This window comes from Paenarthrobacter sp. NPDC057355 (assembly GCF_042667405.1).
In the GTDB taxonomy this organism is placed as follows: Bacteria; Actinomycetota; Actinomycetes; order Actinomycetales; family Micrococcaceae; genus Arthrobacter.
Genome location: NZ_JBHVAL010000010.1, coordinates 1 through 20,266, shown reverse-complemented (window position 1 = coordinate 20,266; position 20,266 = coordinate 1). Strand labels below are relative to the sequence as shown.

The window sequence follows — 20,266 nt, the reverse complement described above, 5'->3', positions numbered from 1 at the left end:
CGAGTCCTCGGCCCGGCCAAGTTTTCAACCAGTCAGCGGGAATTGACGATGAACGTACCCATTCTTCAAATGCGAGGAATCACCAAGACTTTCCCCGGTGTAAAAGCCCTTCAGGACGTCACCCTGGACGTCAACCGAGGTGAGGTTCACGCCATTTGCGGTGAGAACGGCGCCGGGAAATCCACCCTCATGAAGGTGTTGTCGGGCGTCTACGCGCACAACACCTTCGACGGCGACATTCTGTTCGAGAATGAGCCCTGCGAATTTTCGAGCATCACGGACAGCGAGAAGCGCGGCATCGTGATCATCCACCAGGAACTGGCCCTGAGCCCGTACCTGTCGATCGCCGAAAACATCTACCTCGGCAACGAGCAAGCCAGGAACGGCTGGGTGGACTGGCGCAAGACCAACCTCGAAGCCGCCAAGCTGCTGGCCCGTGTGGGCCTGAGCGAGAACCCCGTAACGCCCATCCAGCACATCAGCGTTGGCAAGCAGCAATTGGTGGAAATCGCCAAGGCGCTGTCCAAAGAGGTCAAGCTGCTGATCCTGGATGAACCCACCGCAGCACTGAACGACGAAGACTCAGACCACCTGCTGGACCTTATCCTGCACCTGAAGGGCCAGGGCGTTACCAGCATCATCATCAGCCACAAGCTCAACGAGATCCGCAAAGTGGCCGACGCCGTCACCATCATCCGCGATGGCAAGTCGATCGAGACACTGCGCCTGGACCAAGGGCAGATCACCCAGGAACGCATCATCCGCGGCATGGTGGGACGCGACCTCGAAAGCCTCTATCCGGACCGGACCCCCAACATTGGCGAAGAAGTCCTGCGCATCGAGGATTGGACCGTCCAGCACCCGCAGGACCACTCGCGCACCGTCGTCAACAACGCAAACCTGAAAGTACACAAGGGCGAAGTGGTTGGCCTCGCCGGACTCATGGGCGCGGGCCGGACCGAGCTGGCCATGAGTGTTTTCGGAAGGACCTACGGCCGTGCCGTCTCCGGCAAGGTCTACAAGTACGGCCGGGAGATCAACACCTCCACGGTTTCGGATGCGATCGAACACGGTATTGCCTACGCCACCGAGGACCGGAAACACTACGGCCTGAACCTGATCGAGGACATCAAGCGGAACATCTCCATGGCCGCCTTGGGCAAACTGGCCAAGCGCGGCTGGGTGGACAGCAATGAGGAAACCGCGGTGGCCAACCACTACCGGAAGAGCATGAACATCAAAGCTCCCTCGGTTGCTGCCATCACCGGCAAGCTTTCGGGCGGAAACCAGCAAAAAGTGGTGCTCAGCAAATGGATGTTCTCCGATCCCGATGTCCTGATTCTGGATGAACCCACGCGCGGAATCGATGTCGGCGCCAAATTTGAGATCTACACGATCATCGCCGAGCTGGCGGCATCCGGGAAAGCGGTCATCGTGATCTCCTCCGAACTGCCCGAGCTCCTGGGCATCTGCGACAGGATCTACACGCTCTCCGCGGGCCGCATCACCGGCGAGGTCCCCATCGCCGAGGCGACCCAGGAAACCCTCATGCACTACATGACTCAAGAGAAGGAATAGGCACCATGTCCGCCCTACGAGAATCCCTTGGCTTCCTCACAAGCCGCCTCCGCCAGGTTGGCATCTTCGTCGCCCTGATCCTGATCGTTATCCTCTTCCAGGTGCTCACCGATGGCATCCTCCTCCAGCCCCAGAACGTGACCAACCTGGTGGTCCAGAACAGCTACATCCTGATCCTGGCCATCGGCATGGTGATGGTCATCATCGCCGGGCACATCGACCTTTCCGTCGGCTCCATCGCAGGCTTCATCGGCGCTGTGGCAGGCGTGATGATCGTGCACTGGGGCTGGGCCTGGTGGCTTGCCATCCCGGCGTGCCTCCTGGTCGGTGCCTTGGTGGGTGCATGGCAGGGCTATTGGATCGCCTACGTCGGCATCCCCGCCTTCATCGTCACCCTTGCAGGCATGCTGATCTTCCGTGGTTTGACCCTGATTACACTGAAGAACCAGCAGATCACCCCGTTCCCGAACGAACTTCGTGCGCTGGGCGGCGGCTTCCTGCCGGACATTTCCGGTGGCGCCTCCGTCCTTGAGTGGCTGACGGTGATCCTGGGTGTTGGCGGCACGGCAGCCATCCTCTTCCAGGCACTGAAGGAACGCCGCGTCCGCCGCAAGTTCAACCTCGAGAACGAGCCGATGGCCTGGTTCGCCCTCAAGAACGGTTTCATCGCCGTCCTGATGCTCATCATCACCTTCCTGCTGGCCAGCTACCGCGGAACTCCGATTGTGCTGATCGTCCTGGCCGTCCTGGTGATCCTGTACTCGGCCTTGATGAACAACAGCATCTTCGGCCGCCACACGTACGCCATCGGTGGCAACCTCCACGCCGCAGAGCTCTCCGGCATCAAGACCAAGAAGGTCACGTTCCGTTTGTTCGTCAACATGGGCGTCCTCGCCGCACTCGCGGGCCTGGTCTTCACCGCACGCCTGAACTCGGCTCAGCCAGCCGGTGGTACCGGGTTCGAGCTGGACTCGATTGCTGCAGCGTTCATTGGTGGCGCGGCTGTCCAGGGCGGCATTGGCACAGTAGCCGGAGCCATGATCGGTGGCCTGATCATGGGTGTCCTGAACAACGGTATGTCCATCCTCGGCCTGGGCACTGACTACCAGCAGCTCATCAAGGGCCTGGTGCTCCTGTTGGCCGTCGGCTTCGACATCTTCAACAAGAACCGGACCGGTGCCGGCGGAGGATCCGGGATGGGCCGCCGCTTCAAGTGGAAGACCACGCCTCCAGCTACCGAAGCGGCCCCCGCTTCAAAAGCGGAGCCTGTAGGCGTAGACGCGAAGTAGCCTCCGATGCCACGCGGTGAACAGCCGCCCACGACGCGGCCCCGGGTACTGCCCGGGGCCGCGCCCGATTCTTCACCCCGGCCACCGGTCATGGGGGATGTTGCCAAGATGGCCGGCGTCTCGCATCAAACGGTTTCACGGGTCCTGAACAACCACCCGAACGTCAGCCACAACACCAGGGAGCGGGTAGAGGCCGCGATAGCCCGGCTCGGGTATCGGCGGAACACGGCGGCGCGAAGCCTGGTGACGCGGCGATCCCGAACCATCGGTGTCCTGGCCTGCGAAACGGGGCAGTTCGGGCCAGCCAACACACTCCTTGGGGTTGAGCAGGCGGGAAGGGAAGCCGGGTATTTCGTCAGTATTGCGAGCCTGCGCGAGGTGACCAGTGAAAGCATCAACGATGCCATGGGGCATTTCAGCAGCCAGTCAGTTGATGGCATCGTCATCCTGGTCCCGCATCCGGATGTCCTGGCGGCCTTGCGCGACGTCTCAGTTCCCGTGCCCATCGTGGCCGTGGGGGCAGGTGCGGGAAACCCGCTGAAGGGGGCATCCCTCAACCAGCGGTTGGGCGCCCGGCTTGCCGTTGAGCACCTGATCGGACTGGGCCATCGCAGCATCGCGCATATCTCCGGTCCGCCCCACTGGATCGACGCCGCGGAGCGCATCGAAGGCTGGCGGGAAGCGTTGGAGACGGCGGGACTTGAAGCGGACGTCCTGCTCCAGGGCGCCTGGGATGCTGCCTCCGGTTACCGGGCGGGGTTGGAACTGATCCAGCACGACGACGTGACCGCCGTCTTCGTGGCAAACGACCAGATGGCGGTCGGGGTCCTCCGTGCTGTCCAGGAGGCCGGACGCCAAGTTCCGGGCGACCTCAGCGTGGTGGGATACGACGACCAGCCGGAAGCCGGCTTCTTCATGCCGCCGCTGACAACCATCAAACAGGACTTCGAAGAACTCGGGCGCAAATGCATGGAAGAGATGCTGCGCCAGGTGGAAGGAGAGGAGGGAACCCGTGACCAGATCGTGGATCCGCGCCTGGTCATCCGGGCCACAACGGCGGCGCCGTCACACTGAACTCCGCACACTAAACGCGGCACACTAAACTAGGAGCCATGACTTCCTCGCCTGACACCTCAGCTGCCCGTGCCCGCCTTCTTGAACTCATCAAAGAGCTGGCGGTGGTCCGTGGCAAGGTGATCCTCTCCAGCGGCAAGGAAGCTGACTACTACATCGACCTCCGCCGCATCACCTTGCACCACGAGGCCTCCAAGCTGGTGGGCCAGGTCATGCTGGCAATGATCGACGACGCCGGTGTCCAGGTTGAGTGCGCGGGCGGACTCACCATGGGTGCCGACCCCGTCGGTACCGCTGTGATGCACGCTGCCGCCGACGCCGGCCGTGCCGTGGACGCCTTCGTTGTCCGCAAGGCCCAGAAGTCCTACGGCATGGGCCGCCAGGTGGAAGGCCCCTCGGTTGAAGGGCGTAACGTTGTGGTCCTCGAAGACACGTCCACCACGGGCGGGTCCGCACTGACCGCCGTCGAAGGTGTCCGGAAGGCCGGCGGCAACGTTGTGGCCGTCGCCGTGATCGTTGACCGCAACACCGGCGCGAAAGAGAAGATCGAAGCTGAAACCGGCGTTCCCTACCTCTTCGCTTTCGGCAAGGACGAACTCGGCCTCAACTAGCGAGTTTTTGTACAGCTAATGCCCTTATGAGCGCATCTTAAGGGCATTAGCTGTACACAAACTGCGGGGATGTGAGGTGCCCGCGTTGAAGCCTATGCTTGCTGCGTGGACGTTCAAGTAGGGAAGCTCACGGCGCCGCCGGAGGTGGGTCAAAACCCTCCGGCGCCCGTGATTCCGGAACCGGACAAGGAACAGGATCCGGCCGCCTGGGCCAGGATCCTGCCCTACGCTGCCCGGCTCAAGAAGACCTCGCGCCGGAACTTCCTCACCTACGCAGGCATCTCCGCCGCGCTTGCCGGGGACATGCTCTTCACCCGCCGCGTCCAGGCCGAGCGCCGGGCTACCAAGATACTGCGCGTGCCCGATCCGTACTCGGACCTGTACTTTCCCAAAGCCAGTTGGATCCTGTTTCCCGGGTACAAGACCAGCTGGGAAGAGGCCCAGTGGATCCTGAACTCACTGCGTCCCGCACTGCACCAACGTGCCCGCCTTGCCGCCGTCGGGTATTCCAACCTGGGCCTGGACGTGGACGAGGTGGTCCGCGAGATCATCCTGCATGTCCGCGAGCTTGGGTTGGAGAAGCTGTACTTTTACGGGCACAGTTTCGGCGGAATGCTGGCAACCCAGGTGGCCGCACGCTTGCTGGAACTGCACGGTATGGAAACGCAAGTGATTGTCCTGGATTCGAGTCCGTTCAGCCGTGCGGACGTTCTGGACCAAAGCTGGTTCGACGGCGTCGTGTTCCTTTACGAGAATGGGTTCCGCATACCGTCCGTGCTGCGCGGAGGCTATGAGCTGGGGGAGCGCGTGGTCCATAAGGACGAGCGCACGTGGCGGCAAATCCTGGATCAGACCACGGAGCAGCTGTCGCCCATTGCTCCCTCCAGCGTGCTCATCCAGACGGAGTCGGCCTACATCTACCACTTTGACGGACTGCGGTTCGCGGGCAAGATCGGCGGGGTCAAGATGGCGTTCATGGGCAACTCCAACGACGGCACCGTGGACTACGAATCGGCACGTGCCGGGTGGAGCAAGGTTTTCGGCGCGAACATGGTGATGCCCACGCTCAGCACCGAGGGCGCACGGCCCGCGCATGCCAGCCCCCAGTGGAACGGCGGCGTGTACCGGCCGTTGCTGGAACAGATCCAGAATGAGCTCCTTCCCCTGCCGCCGGAACCGGAGGAGCCTTTCTACCAAGAGCCAAACGGCAAGGTGATCAGGCCCGTGTAAGGGGCGTCAGCGCAGCGCTTCAACTTCGACGGCGGTCAGGCCCGCCTCCCGCAAGAAGCCGCCGACGCCACCAAATTCTTTGGCGAATCCTGCCAGGAAATGCCGCATCGCAGCTTCAGGGCTCTGCAGGATCATGAGGTCCGGGCTGAAATACTCCGCCGGCGTGGAGGGCACGCTAAGGCGCCACGTTTCCGCCATGATCTTCAGGACATCCGGCAGATTGGTAGTTGTTGCGGCGTAGTCCGCCACTACCTCGTCCTCGGTCCCGCCGGCGGCAAGGAGCCCGATCGCGGACACCACGCCGGTCCTGTCCTTGCCCAGCGAGCAGTGCACCAACGTTCGTTTGCCCTGCGCCACAGGTCTCAGGGCATCAGCAACCCAGCCGGGTCGAAGCCGGATCCAACCCAAATACAGCTCGCCCAGGTCCTCGGCAGTTTGCACGGCCTGGAGCGAACCGGCTATGGCGTTCGGGTCCAGCGGGTTGTTGATGAGTTCGACGGCGGGCGGGACTACCGCGGCAGGTGCGTGGCCGCCGTCGTGATTCACGTTCTCCGGAACCAACCACGGAACGAGAGACCGCTCCAGCTCACTGCGCAGGTCAACGATGGCTTGGATGCCGTGCTCCGCCAGGAAACCCGACGTTGCAGCGGCGTCCAAGCCGAACGGCTGGCTCCCCCTAAGTATCCGTCCACCGGCGAGGGGACGCAGATTGAGGACAGCCACGGTTATACCTTCTTAGATCTGGCTCTTGAGGTCGGCCACGGAATTGAGGATCTGGTTGGGCCGGAACGGGAAGGAAACGATCTCTTCACGCTGCGTGATGCCGCTGAGCACCAGGACCGTGTGCAGGCCCGCTTCCATGCCGGCGATGATGTCGGTGTCCATGCGGTCGCCGATCATGGCCGTGGTTTCGGAATGGGCGTCAATCCTGTTCATGGCCGAGCGGAACATCATGGGGTTGGGCTTGCCAACGACGTACGGTTCGCGGCCAGTGGCCTTGGTGATCATGGCAGCGATGGCGCCGGTCGCGGGCATGGGGCCGTCCTTGGACGGGCCGGTGGCGTCCGGGTTGGTGGCGATGAAGCGTGCGCCGGCCAGGATGTGGCGGACGGCCATGGTGATCGCTTCGAAGGAGTAGGTGCGGGTCTCGCCGAGGACCACGAAATCGGGTTCGGTATCGGTCAAGATGAAACCGGCCTCGTGGAGCGCGGTTGTGAGCCCGGCCTCACCAATCGTGTAGGCGCGGTTGCCCGAATCCGAGGACTGGACCTGGTCCTTGAGGAACTGTGCCGTGGCCAGCGCCGAGGTCCAGATGTTCTCCTCCGGAACCTCGAGGCCGGACGCCCGGAGACGGGCAGCGAGGTCGCGGGGAGTGAAGATGGAGTTGTTGGTCAGCACCAGGAAGCGCTTGGACGTATCCACCCAGCGCTGGATGAGCTCCGCTGCGCCGGGGATCGCCTGGTTTTCATGCACCAGGACGCCGTCCATGTCCGTGAGCCAGCATTCGATCTCGTGGCCGTTGCGGTAAACCGATGTGGACGTCTGGGGCGTGGTTTCTTCTGCCATATTTACCTCCGGCTGGGGTTGTTCATGCACTGTCACCCAGTCTTTCATTATTCGGGCGCGGGGACATCCCGGGAGGGTAGTGGCTTTAACTATAAACTGAGTGTATAGATGAAGTCGTGAACAACTCCCTGACCCTCCTGGGTCTCTTGAACCGCGAAGCCAGCTACGGCTACGACCTCAAGCACTCCTATGACCGGTACTTCGGCGCCGGAAAGGCGCTGGCCTTCGGACAGGTGTATTCCACGCTTGCCCGCATGGTCCGCGACGAACTGATCCGGGCGCTGGGTGAAGAAACCGGGGGAGGCCCGGACCGGAAGAAATACGAGATCACCGTTGCCGGCCAGGCCAAGGTCCGCGAATGGCTGTTTACCCCGGACGTCCCTTCGGAGTCCCTGCAAAGCAACCTCTTCGCCAAGACGGTGATCGCCTTGCTACTCCACGACGACGCCGAGCACCTCCTGGACCTGCAGCGCAGCGAGCACATGGCCCGGATGCGAGAACTCACCCGCCTGAAAAAGGATGCCGACATAGTGCAAGTCCTGATGTGCGACCACGGGTTGTTCCACATCGAGGCCGACCTGCGGTGGATGGACCTCACCAGCGCCCGGCTGACCCAACTCAAGAAGGAACTGCAGAGCGCATGATCACCGACACCACAACACCCATCCTCAGTGCGCGCGCACTGCAACACTCCTTCGGCCCAACCGAGGCACTGCGTGGCATCGACCTCGATGTCCACGCGGGTGAAGTACTCGCCGTCATGGGCCCCTCCGGGTCCGGCAAGTCCACACTGCTGCACTGCCTGGCAGGCGTCCTGACGCCCGACGCCGGTTCCGTCACCTACCGACCTGCCGGGCTGGATCCCCTGGAACTCAGTTCCTTGCGTGAACCCCGGCGTTCGCGCCTGAGGCTGAAAGAGTTCGGATTCGTCTTTCAGTTCGGCCAACTCCTGCCGGAGCTCACAGCAGTGGACAACGTCAGCCTCCCCTTGCTCTTGGACGGGGTCAGCCGCCCAGAAGCGCTCCGTAAGTCCGCCAATCTGCTGGAGCAACTCGGACTGGGCGGAATGGGCGGGAAGCTCCCCGGAGAACTGTCCGGCGGCCAGGCCCAACGGGTGGCCGTTGCCCGTGCACTGGTGACCTCACCTGCTGTGTTGTTCGCGGACGAACCCACCGGCGCGCTCGATTCCTTGGCCTCGGAAAACGTGCTGACCCTGATGCTCGAACTTGTGCGCCAGGCGGGAACCACCGTAGTGATGATCACCCACGATGCCCGTACTGCTGCCTACGCCGACAGGGAAGTCGTGGTCCGCGACGGAGTCCTGGGTGCCGGATACCGGGTGTCTCCATGAGCATCGCTAAGTTCCGCCCGAACACGGGACTGTTCCGCGTCGCGGTGCTTGGCGGCCGGTCCGCCTACGGCAGGCTCGCCGGCATCGCTGGGGGAGTCGCAGTCGGAGTTTGCCTGCTGTTGCTGCTCTGGGGTGGAGCGAACGGCCTCCAAGCCCGCGATGACCGCGGTGCTTGGTTGCGCGAAACGGGGAACCCCTCAATGTCCGCCTCCCTCGATGCTTCGGGAGCACTGGCGCCCATACCCCTGACACCCGGGACCGCCCTCATGCGCACCCGGGGCGCCGAGGTTTTCCGGGACCAACTCATTGAACGCAGGGACTTTGCCGCGCTGCCATCGGCAACCGTGCGCGTCCCCGGGATCGGCAAGCCCCCAGAGCCTGGCAGCTACTACGCCTCGCCTGCCCTGCAGCGGCTCATTGAATCGACGCCGGCGGACCAGCTAGGAGATCGCTTCGGCAAATTTGCCGGCATTATTGACTCCTCCGCGCTTCCTGGCCCGGACTCCCTGATTGTCATCACGGGGGCACCGGAGTCCGAGCTTCGGGGCGGCGGGAACGCGTCCCTTGTCTCAGATTTCACCAGCAACCCTTACGGAGGAAGTGCCGCCAGTTACGTCACAGTGCTGACGATCGGCGCCATTGCGGTGTTCTTTCCCGTGCTGCTGCTGATCAGCATCGTTACTGGGCTGGGGGCCGCGCAGCGTCGGGAACGCTTTGCAACGTTGAGGCTTATGGGAGCGCCGCCACGCACGGTCGCGTGGATCGCCGCCGTCGAGGTCGCCATTCCAAGCTTTGCGGGCGCGATGGTGGGCGTGGGTTTGGCCGCCTTGCTGACCCCGGCAGCGGCGGAGATTCCTGTCAACGGGACCAGGATGTTCGCCTCCGACCTCCACGCGGGGTGGCTTGCCGCAGTGATGGTTGTGGCGGTGGTGGTGGCAGCTTCTGCGCTTGTGGCCGGCGTCCGGACAGCCCGTGCCGACGTCGGACCCCTGGGGGTGAACCGGGCCGTGCACGAAAGGGTACTCACGGCTTGGCGAACTGTGCCCCTGCTGCTGGGCATTGCCCTCATGGCGACGGCGGTAGTGACCATCCGTGTCCTGGAGATCCGGCTGCCATGGCTCGAGTCACCCATGCTGGTGGTTGGCTTCCTTGCTGTCCTGGCGGGCATCGTGGTGATCGGACCTTGGCTGACCAGAACCGTGAGCCGCAGAGGGTTGCGGCACGCCAGGAGAGCGGCCGCGGTCATAGCGGCAAGCCGGATCCAGCGCACCCCTGTTGCCACATTCCGCTCTGTCTCCGGGCTGGTTATCGCGGTGTTCGTGGTGTCCGTTTTTGCCGGAGGATCCAGCGTCATCCAATCCACCGACGAGCCTGTGGCACGTCCCGGTCTCCTACATCCTTCGAGCCTGATGGCTACGCTGCGTTCCGGCGAATCGGCACCATCGGGAGAGCTCCAGGCGGCTGTGGCCAAGACCGTCATGGACGCCACATCAAAGCCTGGCATCCGCAACGCTGTGACGGGGTACGGCCCCGCCGCGTTCTCTGCTGAAGGTGCCGGACCTGAGCTGTTCTTCACTCCCGCTGACGCCCGCGCATTGGGCTTTGAGGACATACCTTCCTCCGAGACCGTCGCCGTGGATGGCACGTTCCTCTATTTCTGGACTACGCAACCCCTGGCATTGAAACCGGCGCCCAGCGGAGCCTTGGAAGGGATGGTCCCGGTGGTGTTGGTGCTCGGCACGGACGGTACGCCTGAAGCCATGGACCGCGCCCGTACCGTCTTGGACAGCTCGGGCGTGACAGCCACTCCCGCCAGTGCAACTCCGGACACTCAACTGCAGTCCTCCCGCCGGCTGGTCCAAGGCCTGGCCGTCCTGGCATACCTGGGCATGTTCGTTTCGGTAGCGATCGCCGGGTTATCCCTGGCTGTCGGGACTGCCGCTGCCATCATGGACAGGCGAAGAGTCCTGGGACTGATGCGGCTGATGGGAATGCCGACATCCGTCCTTCGCGGAATCGTCGTCCGGGAAGCAGCCGTCCCGCTCCTCAGCGTGTTGTTGCTCTCTGTGGGCCTTGGCTTCCTGACCGCCTGGCTCCTGGTGACGGCAATCAACCACGATTACCACGTGACTTGGCCGGAGCCCGGCTACTTTGTTGCACTGGGGATGAGCCTGGCCCTTGCGTGCTGCGCCGTGGCGGGCACTTTCGGTCTGGCCCGCGGCAACACTGCCCTGACGGCCACCCGTTTCGAGTAATTGATAAGCAGGCGTCCCGGAATTCCCGTACAGGTGGGTAATTCTGCCCATGTGCGCCAGGGGCTTTGACTTGTGCCGCGCATGGCGACCTGCACTACGCTTGGGGCTGCGCGGTACGGGTAATGCCGTGGGCCGGGCAACGCCGTGGGTCGGGGGATCGGCACGGTGCGTTTCAAAATAGTCGCGCTTGCGCAGGTCCCTCGTTCCGGATAGACCACCGGTTGCGTCCGCAAGATGCTCCGGTGCCCACAGCATGTGAAAGGGCCTTGTCATGAGCAACAACAACGGCACACCCCAGCCTCCCTACAATCCGGACGGCGTGCCGCAGCCGCGCTATGACACGGCCAAGGAGCAGTACCGGCAGTACCAGCCGGGGCAGACTCAGCCCATGTACCAGCCGGAAGCGCAGCAGGGCCAGCCGCGGCCCGACCAGCCGCAGGACGCGCCGACGCAGGCCTTCCCCACGCAGCAGGGACAACCCTTCAACAACCCCGACGGCCAGTATGCCGAGACCGTCCACCGCTATCCGCAGGCGGAGCCGAATCAGCCGGACTATCCCGGTTACCCGGGCCAGCCGGCCGGACCCGGCCACAACCCGGGCGACCACAACAAAAAGTCACTCTTCCTCATCCTGGGTGGCGTCGCCGTCGTCGTCATTATTGCGCTGGTGGTGGCGTTCACCTGGCTGATTCCGTCGATGACCAAACCCACTGCGGTGGAGTCACCTTCCGTGACGGCTACGGACGAAGCCTCCGATGCCGCAGCTGAACCCTCCGCGGAAGCGTCACCTTCGAGCGAGGCCTCGGGATCCAGCGACATTCCCGCAGGCGCCATTCCGTTGCCGGCAACGTGGGAAGAGCTCGCCGGCCCCAGCAACGTTCCTGCCGACGGCGATCCGCTGTTCAGCAAGTGGGTCACGGGAGAATCGTCCTTCCAGTACCTGGCGGAATGGACGCACGACGAGTCGTTCGGCATCACCAAGGATCCCACCACGGGCGAAGAGATCCAGAAGAAGGCCCAAGGCACTGTGGAGACCGACGGCGACGGTATCGCGCTCGCGTACGCGTTCTTTGCCGAGTCCGAGGAGGGCAAGTTCGGCAAGGACCCGGCGGACATCAAGAAGGCTTTGGAGGACATCGAGGCCAGGTACAAGGGCATGACGGCCACTGAACTGCCGCAGAATCTGGTGGGCCACAAGTGCGCGTCCGACTTCAAGACCACCATGCCGGAAATCCGCGAGTTCCGTCGCGGTGCCGCTGTGGTCATTGGCTTCACCTGCACCAACGCCCGCGGCGAAGCGATCCAGGCTGTGAACCTGTTCTCTGTGACGCCTTGGGGAACCCCGCAGATGCTTGGGGTCAGTGGGCACAAGGAATATTGGGATGCGCACCCGGGCCTTTTCGAGCAGCTGGGCAACTCGTACTGCATCAACAAGTGGAAGATGGGCTAAGTCCCTGCTCATCCTGGGCCCGGCGGGCAGGGCTAAAGTTGAGGTGTGACTGACCTTCCCCCCAATACAGCCCTGCCCACCTCTGCCGAAATTCCCGGGGAGACCACTGCGGAAGGTGAGGCCGAAGCGAAACCGGAGGTCGGCGTCGGGCCCTGGGAAGGCGAGTGGCCGGAAGGCGAGCACTGGGACCCGGACCTGTTGAGGGATGGTGACCGGCGCAACGTGGTGGACCAGTACCGGTACTGGAAGCACGAGGCAATCGTTGCCGACCTTGACTCCAAGCGGCACGAATTCCACATCGCCATTGAGAACTGGCAGCACGACCTCAACATTGGCACCGTGGTGCGGACGGCCAACGCTTTCCTCGCCAAAGAAGTGCACATTATTGGACGACGGCGGTGGAACCGTCGCGGAGCCATGGTCACCGACCGCTACCAGCACGTCCGTCACCACCCCACCGTTGAGGATTTCGTCCAGTGGGCGCAGGGGGAGGGGCTGGCTGTGATCGGGATCGACATCTTCCCGGATTCGGTGCCGCTGGAGACTTACGACCTCCCCAAAAAGTGCGTCCTGGTGTTTGGGCAGGAAGGCCCGGGCCTCACGCCTGAGGTGCACGATGCCGCCGTCGCGACCCTGTCCATCGAGCAGTTCGGCTCCACGCGGTCCATGAATGCGGCTTCCGCGGCGGCGATCGCCATGCACGCGTGGGTGCGCCGGCACGTGTTCCAGCAGCCCGTGTAACCCCCGCCGCCGCCCCCCGCCCCCCCGCCGAGATGGCATTTAATGACAATCCCGAGGCCGCGGATTGTCATTAAATGCCAACTCGCGGAGGGGTTGACGGGCAAAGCTGTGGATAACCCAGCCCGGCTTTCGCGGGACAGGCCAGAATGGGGGATGCGCAGGAAAGAGCTACCTCAACACCTCACGACAGGTTCGTTTTCTGTGCGTGCATCGGACAAAGCCGGCGTGCCCAGGTCCCGGACCTTGGCCAAGGATTTGGTGCTGGTGTCCCGGGGAGTCAGGGTCCCGGCGGCGTCTGGTGCATCGGGGGCAGCCGCCTTGCGGGCCTACACGGACCTGGACGACTCCTCCGTCCTGGTGTCGCTCTCAGCGGCGCGGCTCTGGGGGATCCCTTTGCCTGGAGTGCTCAACGGGGATTGGCGCATCCATCTTGCCCGGCGACGTGGATTCAGCTTTCCACGGCGGGTGAACGTTGTGGGTCACCTCCTGACGCTTCTTCCGGAGGAAACGGCGGAGCACGACGACGTCAGGCTCACCTCGCCGCCGCGGACCTGGCTCGACTTGGCCAAGGTGCTGTCCGTGGAGGACCTGGTGGCTGCCGGGGACTATCTGGTGTGTTCCCACGGTTCCGATTTTCCTGTTCCCAAGGACCCTGTGTGCAGCATCGAAGAGCTTACTGAAACAGTGAACCGCCACCCTGGCATGCGGGGAGTGCGGACAGCCCGGGCAGCTTTGGAACTTATCCGGGTAGGAGCTGACTCCGCACCGGAGAGCCTGATGCGCATGGCACTCATCAACGCAGGGCTACCCGAGCCTGTGCTCAACTTCGTGGTCCGCGACCCCTTTGGTAAAGCCGTGCTGTGGCCGGACGCCGCCTATCTCGAACAGCGGGTCTCACTCCAATACGACGGCCAGCATCATGGCGGCGCCGAACAGCACCTGAGAGACATTGATCGGCAGGAGAAGTCCCTCGCCCATGGCTGGCTCGAGGTCCGGATCTCCAAGCACGATCTCCAAGGTGACATGCCCGCCGTCGTGCATAAAGTCCGCCGCGCGCTCCAAAGCCGTGGTTGGCGGAGAGGTGAGCAACCGCCGCGCCGAGGTGGCATTTAATGACAATCCAGGGCCGCCGGATTGCCATTAAGTGCCAACTCGGCGGAAGTGTTAAGGATCCCAGTGACCGGAAACACGGCGTCCCGGCGGATATCGCTAGGATGGGTGCTAGCCGTAAGCGGTCTACTCCAGGGTTACCAACCCACAGACGAATTCAGCATAGGAGTCACCATGCCCATTGCAACCCCAGAGATTTACTCCGAGATGATCGACCGCGCAAAGGCTGGCGGATTCGCTTTCCCCGCGGTCAACGTGACGTCGTCGCAGACTCTGAACGCTGCGATCCGCGGTTTCGCCGAGGCCGAATCCGACGGCATCATCCAGGTTTCCACCGGTGGCGCAGCCTACTGGTCCGGCGCTTCGGTCAAGGACATGGTGGCCGGTTCCCTCGGCTTTGCCGCGTTCGCCCGTGAAGTTGCCAAGAACTACAACGTCAACATCGCCCTGCACACGGACCACTGCCCGCAGGACAAGCTGGCGGATTTCGTCCTCCCGCTGCTCGCAGCTTCCGAGGAAGCCGTCAAGGCCGGCAAGGACCCGATCTTCAACTCGCACATGTGGGACGGCTCGCACGAGACCCTGGAAGACAACCTGCGCATCGGTCGCGAGTTGCTGCAGCGCGCCGCGGCCGCCAAGATCATCCTCGAGGTTGAAATCGGCACCGTTGGTGGCGAAGAAGACGGTGTCGAGAACGAGATCAACGAGAAGCTCTACACCACCACCGAGGACGCACTGGCCACCATCGAGGCCCTGGGTGCCGGCGAAAACGGCCGCTACCTCACCGCCCTGACCTTCGGCAACGTGCACGGCGTCTACAAGCCGGGCAACGTGAAGCTCCGCCCCGAACTGCTCAAGCAGATCCAGGCTGAGGTCGGCGCCAAGATCGGCAAGGAAAACCCGTTTGACCTGGTCTTCCACGGCGGCTCGGGCTCCACGGAGCAGGAAATCGCTGACGCAGTTTCCTACGGCGTCATCAAGATGAACATCGACACCGACACCCAGTACGCGTTCACCCGCCCGGTTGCCGGCCACATGTTCTCCAACTACGACGGCGTCCTGAAGGTCGACGGCGAAATGGGCAACAAGAAGACCTATGACCCCCGCGTATGGGGCGCTTCGGCTGAGGCCGGAATGGCCGCGCGCATCGTTGAGGCAGCCCAGCAGCTCGGATCGGTTGGCAAGACCTTCTAATGTCCGACGAATTCCGGAAGAACCTGATGGGGCCGGAGCCCACGCTCCTGCCCGCCGAAAACGAGATCTACCAGCACCTGGCCCTGGGCAAGGAAGCACTGGACCTCGTGGCCCAGAACCCCACATCGTCACTGCTGTGGGCCATTCTCGCCGAGGAAGCCTGGGCCGAGGGCCGGACCATCGAGTCCTACGCTTACGCCCGCGTCGGCTACCACCGCGGCCTGGATAGCCTGCGACGCAACGGTTGGCGCGGCGTCGGACCCATCCCGTGGGAGCACGAGCCCAATCAGGGCTTCCTGCGGGCGCTTTACGCGTTGGGCCGGGCAGCGTCTGCGATCGGCGAAGCTGACGAACCGGAGCGGATCGAGAAGTTCCTGAACGACTCGGACCCCAAGGCCAAGGCAGCGCTCGAAGCCCGCTAGGCTGACGCGACAAAAGAATAAACGACGGCGGCCCTCACCGAATAGGCGAGGGTCGCCGTCGTCGTCAACCCGCCCAACTGGGTGACAGCACATGCTCCAATGAAGCGTCAGTGGAGCGTTTGCTGTTACTCAGTTGGGTAAGCGGGGGCGGCCCAGGGGGACCACCAGCGGGGTGTGTGTCACGGGGTCGTCGATGATCCGGCACGCCATCCCGAACACGTCCTCCACCAAGGCCTCGGTGATGACGTCCGCGGGAGCGCCTTCGGCAACCACTACCCCGTCCTTCATGGCAATGATGTGGTCGGCGTAGCGGCTGGCGTGGTTGAGGTCGTGGAGCACGGCCACCAGGGTGTGGCCCTTGTCCAGGTTGAGCTCGCGGAAGAGCTCCAGCAGCTCGATCTGGTGCGCGATATCCAGGAACGTGGTGGGCTCATCCAGTAGCAGCAGCGGCGTCTGCTGGGCGAGCACCATGGCCACCCACACGCGCTGCCGCTGACCACCTGAGAGCTCGTCCACCAGCCGTCCGGACAGTGCGGAAATCCCGGTAGCCTCCATGGCGGCAACAACCGCGGACTCGTCCTCCACACTCCATTGCCGCAGCAGCTTCTGGTGGGGATAGCGACCGCGGGCCACGAGGTCGGCAACAGTGATGCCGTCAGGGGCGATGGAGGACTGCGGCAGCAAACCAAGGCGCCGCGCCAGTTCCTTCGCGGGCAATGAGGTCACGGACTTCCCGTCCAGCAACACCTGCCCACTGCGGGGCTTGATCAGCCGGGCCAGGGCGCGGAGCAGCGTGGATTTACCGCAGGCATTCGGCCCGACGATCACCGTGAACTGCCCCTCCGGGATGCGCACGGTGAGGTTTTCGGAGATCACCCGTTGCTCGTAGCCGAGAGTCAACGCTTCGGCGTGGAGCTGCGGCGCCATGGAGAGAGTGCTCATGATTTCCTTGCTTCCCTGGCCAGCAGCCAGACGAGGTAGATACCGCCGATGCACACCGTCGCAACACCGACAGGGAGCTGGATCGGAGCGAACAGACGCTGGGCGGCAAGGTCGCTGGCCGCCAGCAGGAACGCACCCATCACCGCTGAGGGCAGCAGCCTGATGCCGGCGCTTCCGGTCAGCCGGCGGGCCAACTGGGGTGCGGCCAGGGCCACGAACGCGATGGGACCCGCGACGGCAGTCACGGCCGCCGTCAGCGCCACGCCCAGAATGAGCAGCAGCAAACGGGTTGGTTCCGCCCGCACGCCCAAGGCGCGAGCGGCGTCGTCGCCCATCTCCAAAAGCTGCATCCGGCGCGCGGCAACCAGCGTGGCCAAGCCGACCACAACAACAACGACGGCGGCAGGCGCCGCTTGCTCCCACGTGATGCCGTTGAGCGACCCGGCTCCCCAGACGGCGGCTGCCAGCGCGGCCTCCAGTTCGGCCTGCAGGATGAGCCAATGGTTCAAAGCGGCGAGCATCGCGCTGATGCCGATGCCCACGATGATGAGCCGGAAGCCCTGGGATCCGCGTCGGTAGGCCAGCAGGTACACGGCGAGTGCCGTGAGGACGCCACCCGCAAGGGCCCCGGCAGCGACCCCCGCGTACCCGCCGCCGACAGTCAGCATCACGATCAGCGCGCCCGTATACGCGCCGGTGTTGAAGCCGATGATGTCCGGGCTGCCCAGTGGATTGCGGGTCATGGATTGGAAGATGCCCCCGCTCATTCCCAATGCCGCGCCGAACACGAGTGCCGACAGCACGCGGGGGAGCCGCCACTCCATCACGATGGTCTGGGCGAGCCCGGGGGCATCTCCGGTGAAGGCCTGGAGAACCTGTTGGATGGAGACGTCGTAGTCACCTGTTGCCAAGGACACCACAGCGACGGCAAGCGCGGCGAGAAGGAGCGGAAGGCAGACGAGGATGCTGCGGACGTCGAAGCGAATGCTCAGTGACCGGCTGCGGAGCACAGCAACAGGGCGGCCGAAGTCGATGGAATCCAAGCGCGTCATAGCCCACTCACCTTCCGTCGGCGCGCCAAAGCGATCAGCACCGGAGCGCCGATGAACGCGGTCACCACGCCCACCTGGAGTTCGCCCGGGGCAGCGACCCGGCCTACGACGTCGGACACCAGCAGCAGGATGGGGGAGAGCAGGACCGTCGTGGCCATGATCCAACGCTGGTCCGGACCCACGATCCATCGGGCCACATGGGGAATCATGAGTCCCACGAAACCGATGGCCCCGGCTCCGGCTGTCGCTGCACCGCTGAGGAGGGTGATGGCGACAACGCCCAGGATGCGGGTGCGGTTGACGTTGGCGCCCAAGGACGTGGCGAGGTCGTCACCCAAGGCAATGGCGTTCAGGCCCCGGACACACAAGAGCGCGAGCAGCAGCCCGGTCGCGATGAACGGCGCTACCGTGGCAACAGAGTCCATGGTGCGCGTGTCCAATGAGCCGATGCTCCACGAACGCAGGTGGTCGAAGGCCTTGGGGTTCAGCAGTGTGAGCCCGGATCCGACACCGGTGAGGACAGCGCCGAGTGCGACGCCAGCCAGCGTGAGCCGGATGGGATTCACCACGTTCCGTCCCGAAGTCCCGATCAGATACACGGCGGCCGCGGTGAGGACGGCGCCGGCGAATGCGAACCAGATGTACCCGCCAAGCGAACCAACGCCGAAGACGCCAATGGCCAGCACCATCGCAAACGAGGCACCCGCATTGACCCCGAGGATGCCGGGATCGGCCAAGGGGTTCCGGGTAATGGCTTGCATGAGCGCACCGGCCACACCCAATGCGACCCCGACGACGATTCCCATCACCGTGCGCGGCAGCCGGCTCTCCAGGATGATCGCGTGATCGGCGGTGTCCTGCGGGTTTACGAACGCCTGGAGGACAGTGGAAGCCGGGATGAACTTGGCACCCACGCCCAGGCTCAGCAGCCCGGCTCCAAGAAGGACTGCGGCCGCGACAACCAGGAAGAGTATCCGCCAACCGGGCCGCTTTACGACGCCGTGGCCCGGGCCCGCGACGTCGGCCGGAGGGGCGGTGGTTGCTGGCTCGCCGGCAGGGGGTCTGGGAGCGGGAGCCATCAGTCGGGACACAACAGGGACCATTTCGGAGAGGGGCAAGGAAAGCGGGGCAATTCGTGACTGTTGTCACAACGTCACAGAAGTGTGCCCTAATTAGGTTAGCCTTACCCAGTGAAAAATGACGATTTTGAAGTTCGGCCGCCCAAGCGCTCCCGTGTACGAAACCTTGCGATGAAGGTTGTGGGTGGCGCCTTGCTGGTGGGCCTCCTCGCAGGCTGCGGCACCAGCGGCTCAGGTTCCGGCTCTGGTTCCGGTGCCGGCAACGCCGACGTCGCAACCGGCGGCTCCAAGTTCACCACCGCGGACCAGGAAACGGCCAAGCTAGGCACGGATGCTGCTCCCGGCGTCTTCCCGCGCACGCTGAAGCACGCCAATGGTGAAACCACCCTGGACAAGAAGCCCACGCGCGTGGTGGTCCTGGACACCGGCGAACTCGACGACGTCGTCACCCTCGGCATCACTCCGGTGGGCATGGCCACCACCGAAGGGGCAAACCCGGTGCCCACCTACCTGGCTGACAAGGTCAAGGACGTGGCTTCTGTCGGTACCATCCAGGACCTCAACCTCGAAGCGATCGCTGCGCTCAAGCCGGACCTCATCCTCGGCAGCAAGCTCCGCGCCGACAAGCTGTACAAGCAGTTGTCGTCCATCGCGCCGACGGTCTTCAGCATCCGCCCAGGCTTCCCGTGGAAGGAAAACTTCCTCCTGGTGGGCAAGTCGCTGGGTGAGGAAGACAAGGCCGTCAAGGCGCTCAACGACTACCAGACGGAAGCTGACGCCCTCAAGGCAGATGTGAAGGGCGATCCGAAGATTTCCCTGGTCCGCTTCCTGCCGGGCAAGATCCGCCTGTATGCCAACAAGTCCCTGATCGGCGTCATCCTGAAGGACGCCGGCTTGGCCCGTCCGGAGAACCAGAACATCGACGAGCTGGCAGCTGAGATTTCCGCCGAGAACATCGAGCAAGGCGACGCCGACTGGATCTTCTACAGCAGCTACGGCGAACCCTCGGCGACGGGTGAAAAGTCCGTGGTGGAAGGCGCGGTCTGGCCCAAGCTCAGTGCAGTCAAGGCAGGCCAGGCGAAATCCGTGAATGACGATGTCTGGTTCCTCGGCCTCGGCCCCACAGGTGCCCAGCTGATCCTGAAGGACCTCCGCACCATGCTGGTCGGCTAACCCCGCGCCATCCCACAGCACCCCAACGACGACGGCGGGCCGCACCAAAAAGTGTGGGGCGCCCGCGGGGGTTAACCCCCCCACCACGGAAAACCACCGGCTCTAAATAAACGTCAGTGGTGCGGTTGGTGTTTATAAGTTTGGTGAGG

The 20,266-nt window shown here is 63.9% G+C and carries 19 protein-coding genes; 14 read left to right on the top strand and 5 right to left on the bottom strand.

Features of this window, described 5'->3' with window-relative positions; all coding sequences use genetic code 11:
- Window positions 1-48 precede the first annotated feature (48 nt).
- The 5 genes from mmsA (at window position 49) to ACFUOZ_RS12575 (ending at window position 5,782) form a co-directional block, all read left to right on the top strand.
- Window positions 49-1,578 (top strand): multiple monosaccharide ABC transporter ATP-binding protein, encoded by a 1,530-nt coding sequence (mmsA, locus tag ACFUOZ_RS12595; RefSeq protein ID WP_377548508.1) that lies wholly within the window; start codon window positions 49-51, stop codon window positions 1,576-1,578.
- 5 nt (window positions 1,579-1,583) lie between these two features.
- The gene (gene mmsB, locus ACFUOZ_RS12590; RefSeq protein ID WP_377548506.1) at window positions 1,584-2,867 is read left to right on the top strand and encodes a multiple monosaccharide ABC transporter permease; all 1,284 of its coding nucleotides are present in this window, start codon (window positions 1,584-1,586) and stop codon (window positions 2,865-2,867) included.
- 90 nt (window positions 2,868-2,957) lie between these two features.
- A complete protein-coding gene (locus ACFUOZ_RS12585) occupies window positions 2,958-3,941 on the top strand; it encodes a LacI family DNA-binding transcriptional regulator (RefSeq protein ID WP_377548782.1) in 984 nt (327 codons plus the stop codon).
- 38 nt (window positions 3,942-3,979) lie between these two features.
- The gene (pyrE, locus tag ACFUOZ_RS12580) at window positions 3,980-4,552 is read left to right on the top strand and encodes an orotate phosphoribosyltransferase (RefSeq protein ID WP_377548504.1); all 573 of its coding nucleotides are present in this window, start codon (window positions 3,980-3,982) and stop codon (window positions 4,550-4,552) included.
- A 105-nt stretch (window positions 4,553-4,657) separates the two neighbouring features.
- Entirely contained in the window at window positions 4,658-5,782 is a 1,125-nt protein-coding gene (locus ACFUOZ_RS12575; protein ID WP_377548502.1) for a thioesterase domain-containing protein, read from the top strand.
- 6 nt (window positions 5,783-5,788) lie between these two features.
- On the opposite strand, the gene ACFUOZ_RS12570 is transcribed toward ACFUOZ_RS12575, so the two are convergent.
- Both ACFUOZ_RS12570 and ACFUOZ_RS12565 read right to left on the bottom strand, forming a co-directional pair.
- Window positions 5,789-6,505: a tyrosine-protein phosphatase gene (locus ACFUOZ_RS12570; RefSeq protein WP_377548499.1), complete on the bottom strand. Its 717-nt coding sequence runs from the start codon at window positions 6,503-6,505 to the stop codon at window positions 5,789-5,791.
- 12 nt (window positions 6,506-6,517) lie between these two features.
- The gene (locus ACFUOZ_RS12565; RefSeq protein WP_377548497.1) at window positions 6,518-7,348 is read right to left on the bottom strand and encodes an HAD-IIA family hydrolase; all 831 of its coding nucleotides are present in this window, start codon (window positions 7,346-7,348) and stop codon (window positions 6,518-6,520) included.
- 116 nt (window positions 7,349-7,464) lie between these two features.
- On the opposite strand from ACFUOZ_RS12565, the gene ACFUOZ_RS12560 reads away from it, so the two are divergent.
- The 8 genes from ACFUOZ_RS12560 (at window position 7,465) to ACFUOZ_RS12525 (ending at window position 15,871) form a co-directional block, all read left to right on the top strand.
- The gene (locus tag ACFUOZ_RS12560; protein WP_377548494.1) at window positions 7,465-7,992 is read left to right on the top strand and encodes a PadR family transcriptional regulator; all 528 of its coding nucleotides are present in this window, start codon (window positions 7,465-7,467) and stop codon (window positions 7,990-7,992) included.
- On the top strand, window positions 7,989-8,699 hold the full coding sequence (locus tag ACFUOZ_RS12555; RefSeq protein ID WP_377548492.1) for an ABC transporter ATP-binding protein: 711 nt from the start codon (window positions 7,989-7,991) through the stop codon (window positions 8,697-8,699). Before ACFUOZ_RS12560 ends, ACFUOZ_RS12555 begins: the two co-directional genes overlap by 4 nt.
- Window positions 8,696-10,954, top strand: coding sequence for an FtsX-like permease family protein (locus tag ACFUOZ_RS12550; RefSeq protein WP_377548489.1), 2,259 nt, complete (start codon window positions 8,696-8,698; stop codon window positions 10,952-10,954). The genes ACFUOZ_RS12555 and ACFUOZ_RS12550 overlap by 4 nt, the downstream gene beginning before the upstream one ends.
- 271 nt (window positions 10,955-11,225) lie before the next feature.
- Entirely contained in the window at window positions 11,226-12,404 is a 1,179-nt protein-coding gene (locus ACFUOZ_RS12545; protein WP_377548486.1) for a hypothetical protein, read from the top strand.
- Window positions 12,405-12,449: 45 nt separating this feature from the next.
- Window positions 12,450-13,145: a TrmH family RNA methyltransferase gene (locus tag ACFUOZ_RS12540; protein WP_377548484.1), complete on the top strand. Its 696-nt coding sequence runs from the start codon at window positions 12,450-12,452 to the stop codon at window positions 13,143-13,145.
- A 201-nt stretch (window positions 13,146-13,346) separates the two neighbouring features.
- Window positions 13,347-14,258, top strand: coding sequence for an endonuclease domain-containing protein (locus ACFUOZ_RS12535; RefSeq protein ID WP_377548481.1), 912 nt, complete (start codon window positions 13,347-13,349; stop codon window positions 14,256-14,258).
- Between the two features lie 171 nt (window positions 14,259-14,429).
- Window positions 14,430-15,449: a class II fructose-bisphosphate aldolase gene (fbaA, locus tag ACFUOZ_RS12530; RefSeq protein WP_235519837.1), complete on the top strand. Its 1,020-nt coding sequence runs from the start codon at window positions 14,430-14,432 to the stop codon at window positions 15,447-15,449.
- Window positions 15,449-15,871 carry a DUF3151 domain-containing protein gene (locus tag ACFUOZ_RS12525; RefSeq protein ID WP_377548478.1) on the top strand — a complete coding sequence of 141 codons (423 nt, stop codon included), beginning with the start codon at window positions 15,449-15,451 and terminating at the stop codon, window positions 15,869-15,871. Before fbaA ends, ACFUOZ_RS12525 begins: the two co-directional genes overlap by 1 nt.
- Window positions 15,872-16,000: 129 nt before the next feature.
- Here the strand turns inward: ACFUOZ_RS12525 and ACFUOZ_RS12520 are convergent, their stop codons facing one another.
- Genes ACFUOZ_RS12520 through ACFUOZ_RS12510 form a run of 3 tightly spaced genes read right to left on the bottom strand, consistent with a single transcriptional unit; the run spans window position 16,001 to window position 18,968 of the window.
- Window positions 16,001-16,813 (bottom strand): ABC transporter ATP-binding protein, encoded by an 813-nt coding sequence (locus tag ACFUOZ_RS12520; protein WP_377548476.1) that lies wholly within the window; start codon window positions 16,811-16,813, stop codon window positions 16,001-16,003.
- Complete coding sequence (fepG, locus tag ACFUOZ_RS12515; RefSeq protein WP_377548474.1) at window positions 16,810-17,865, bottom strand: iron-enterobactin ABC transporter permease; 1,056 nt, start codon at window positions 17,863-17,865, stop codon at window positions 16,810-16,812. Before fepG ends, ACFUOZ_RS12520 begins: the two co-directional genes overlap by 4 nt.
- The gene (locus tag ACFUOZ_RS12510) at window positions 17,862-18,968 is read right to left on the bottom strand and encodes an iron chelate uptake ABC transporter family permease subunit (protein WP_377548780.1); all 1,107 of its coding nucleotides are present in this window, start codon (window positions 18,966-18,968) and stop codon (window positions 17,862-17,864) included. Before ACFUOZ_RS12510 ends, fepG begins: the two co-directional genes overlap by 4 nt.
- Window positions 18,969-19,115: 147 nt before the next feature.
- On the opposite strand from ACFUOZ_RS12510, the gene ACFUOZ_RS12505 reads away from it, so the two are divergent.
- Window positions 19,116-20,117, top strand: coding sequence for an ABC transporter substrate-binding protein (locus ACFUOZ_RS12505; protein ID WP_377548778.1), 1,002 nt, complete (start codon window positions 19,116-19,118; stop codon window positions 20,115-20,117).
- The last annotated feature ends 149 nt before the right edge of the window (window positions 20,118-20,266 follow it).

Bases quoted from the DNA above. Each gene is read 5' to 3' on its own strand.
- ACFUOZ_RS12585 (WP_377548782.1), top strand. From the start codon at position 2,958: ATGGGGGATGTTGCCAAGATGGCCGGCGTCTCGCATCAAACGGTTTCA.
- mmsB (WP_377548506.1), top strand. From the start codon at position 1,584: ATGTCCGCCCTACGAGAATCCCTTGGCTTCCTCACAAGCCGCCTCCGC.
- ACFUOZ_RS12520 (WP_377548476.1), bottom strand. From the start codon at position 16,813: ATGAGCACTCTCTCCATGGCGCCGCAGCTCCACGCCGAAGCGTTGACT.
- ACFUOZ_RS12510 (WP_377548780.1), bottom strand. From the start codon at position 18,968: ATGGTCCCTGTTGTGTCCCGACTGATGGCTCCCGCTCCCAGACCCCCT.
- pyrE (WP_377548504.1), top strand. From the start codon at position 3,980: ATGACTTCCTCGCCTGACACCTCAGCTGCCCGTGCCCGCCTTCTTGAA.
- ACFUOZ_RS12505 (WP_377548778.1), top strand. From the start codon at position 19,116: ATGAAGGTTGTGGGTGGCGCCTTGCTGGTGGGCCTCCTCGCAGGCTGC.
- ACFUOZ_RS12565 (WP_377548497.1), bottom strand. From the start codon at position 7,348: ATGGCAGAAGAAACCACGCCCCAGACGTCCACATCGGTTTACCGCAAC.
- ACFUOZ_RS12525 (WP_377548478.1), top strand. From the start codon at position 15,449: ATGTCCGACGAATTCCGGAAGAACCTGATGGGGCCGGAGCCCACGCTC.
- ACFUOZ_RS12545 (WP_377548486.1), top strand. From the start codon at position 11,226: ATGAGCAACAACAACGGCACACCCCAGCCTCCCTACAATCCGGACGGC.
- ACFUOZ_RS12555 (WP_377548492.1), top strand. From the start codon at position 7,989: ATGATCACCGACACCACAACACCCATCCTCAGTGCGCGCGCACTGCAA.
- fbaA (WP_235519837.1), top strand. From the start codon at position 14,430: ATGCCCATTGCAACCCCAGAGATTTACTCCGAGATGATCGACCGCGCA.
- ACFUOZ_RS12550 (WP_377548489.1), top strand. From the start codon at position 8,696: ATGAGCATCGCTAAGTTCCGCCCGAACACGGGACTGTTCCGCGTCGCG.
- mmsA (WP_377548508.1), top strand. From the start codon at position 49: ATGAACGTACCCATTCTTCAAATGCGAGGAATCACCAAGACTTTCCCC.
- fepG (WP_377548474.1), bottom strand. From the start codon at position 17,865: ATGACGCGCTTGGATTCCATCGACTTCGGCCGCCCTGTTGCTGTGCTC.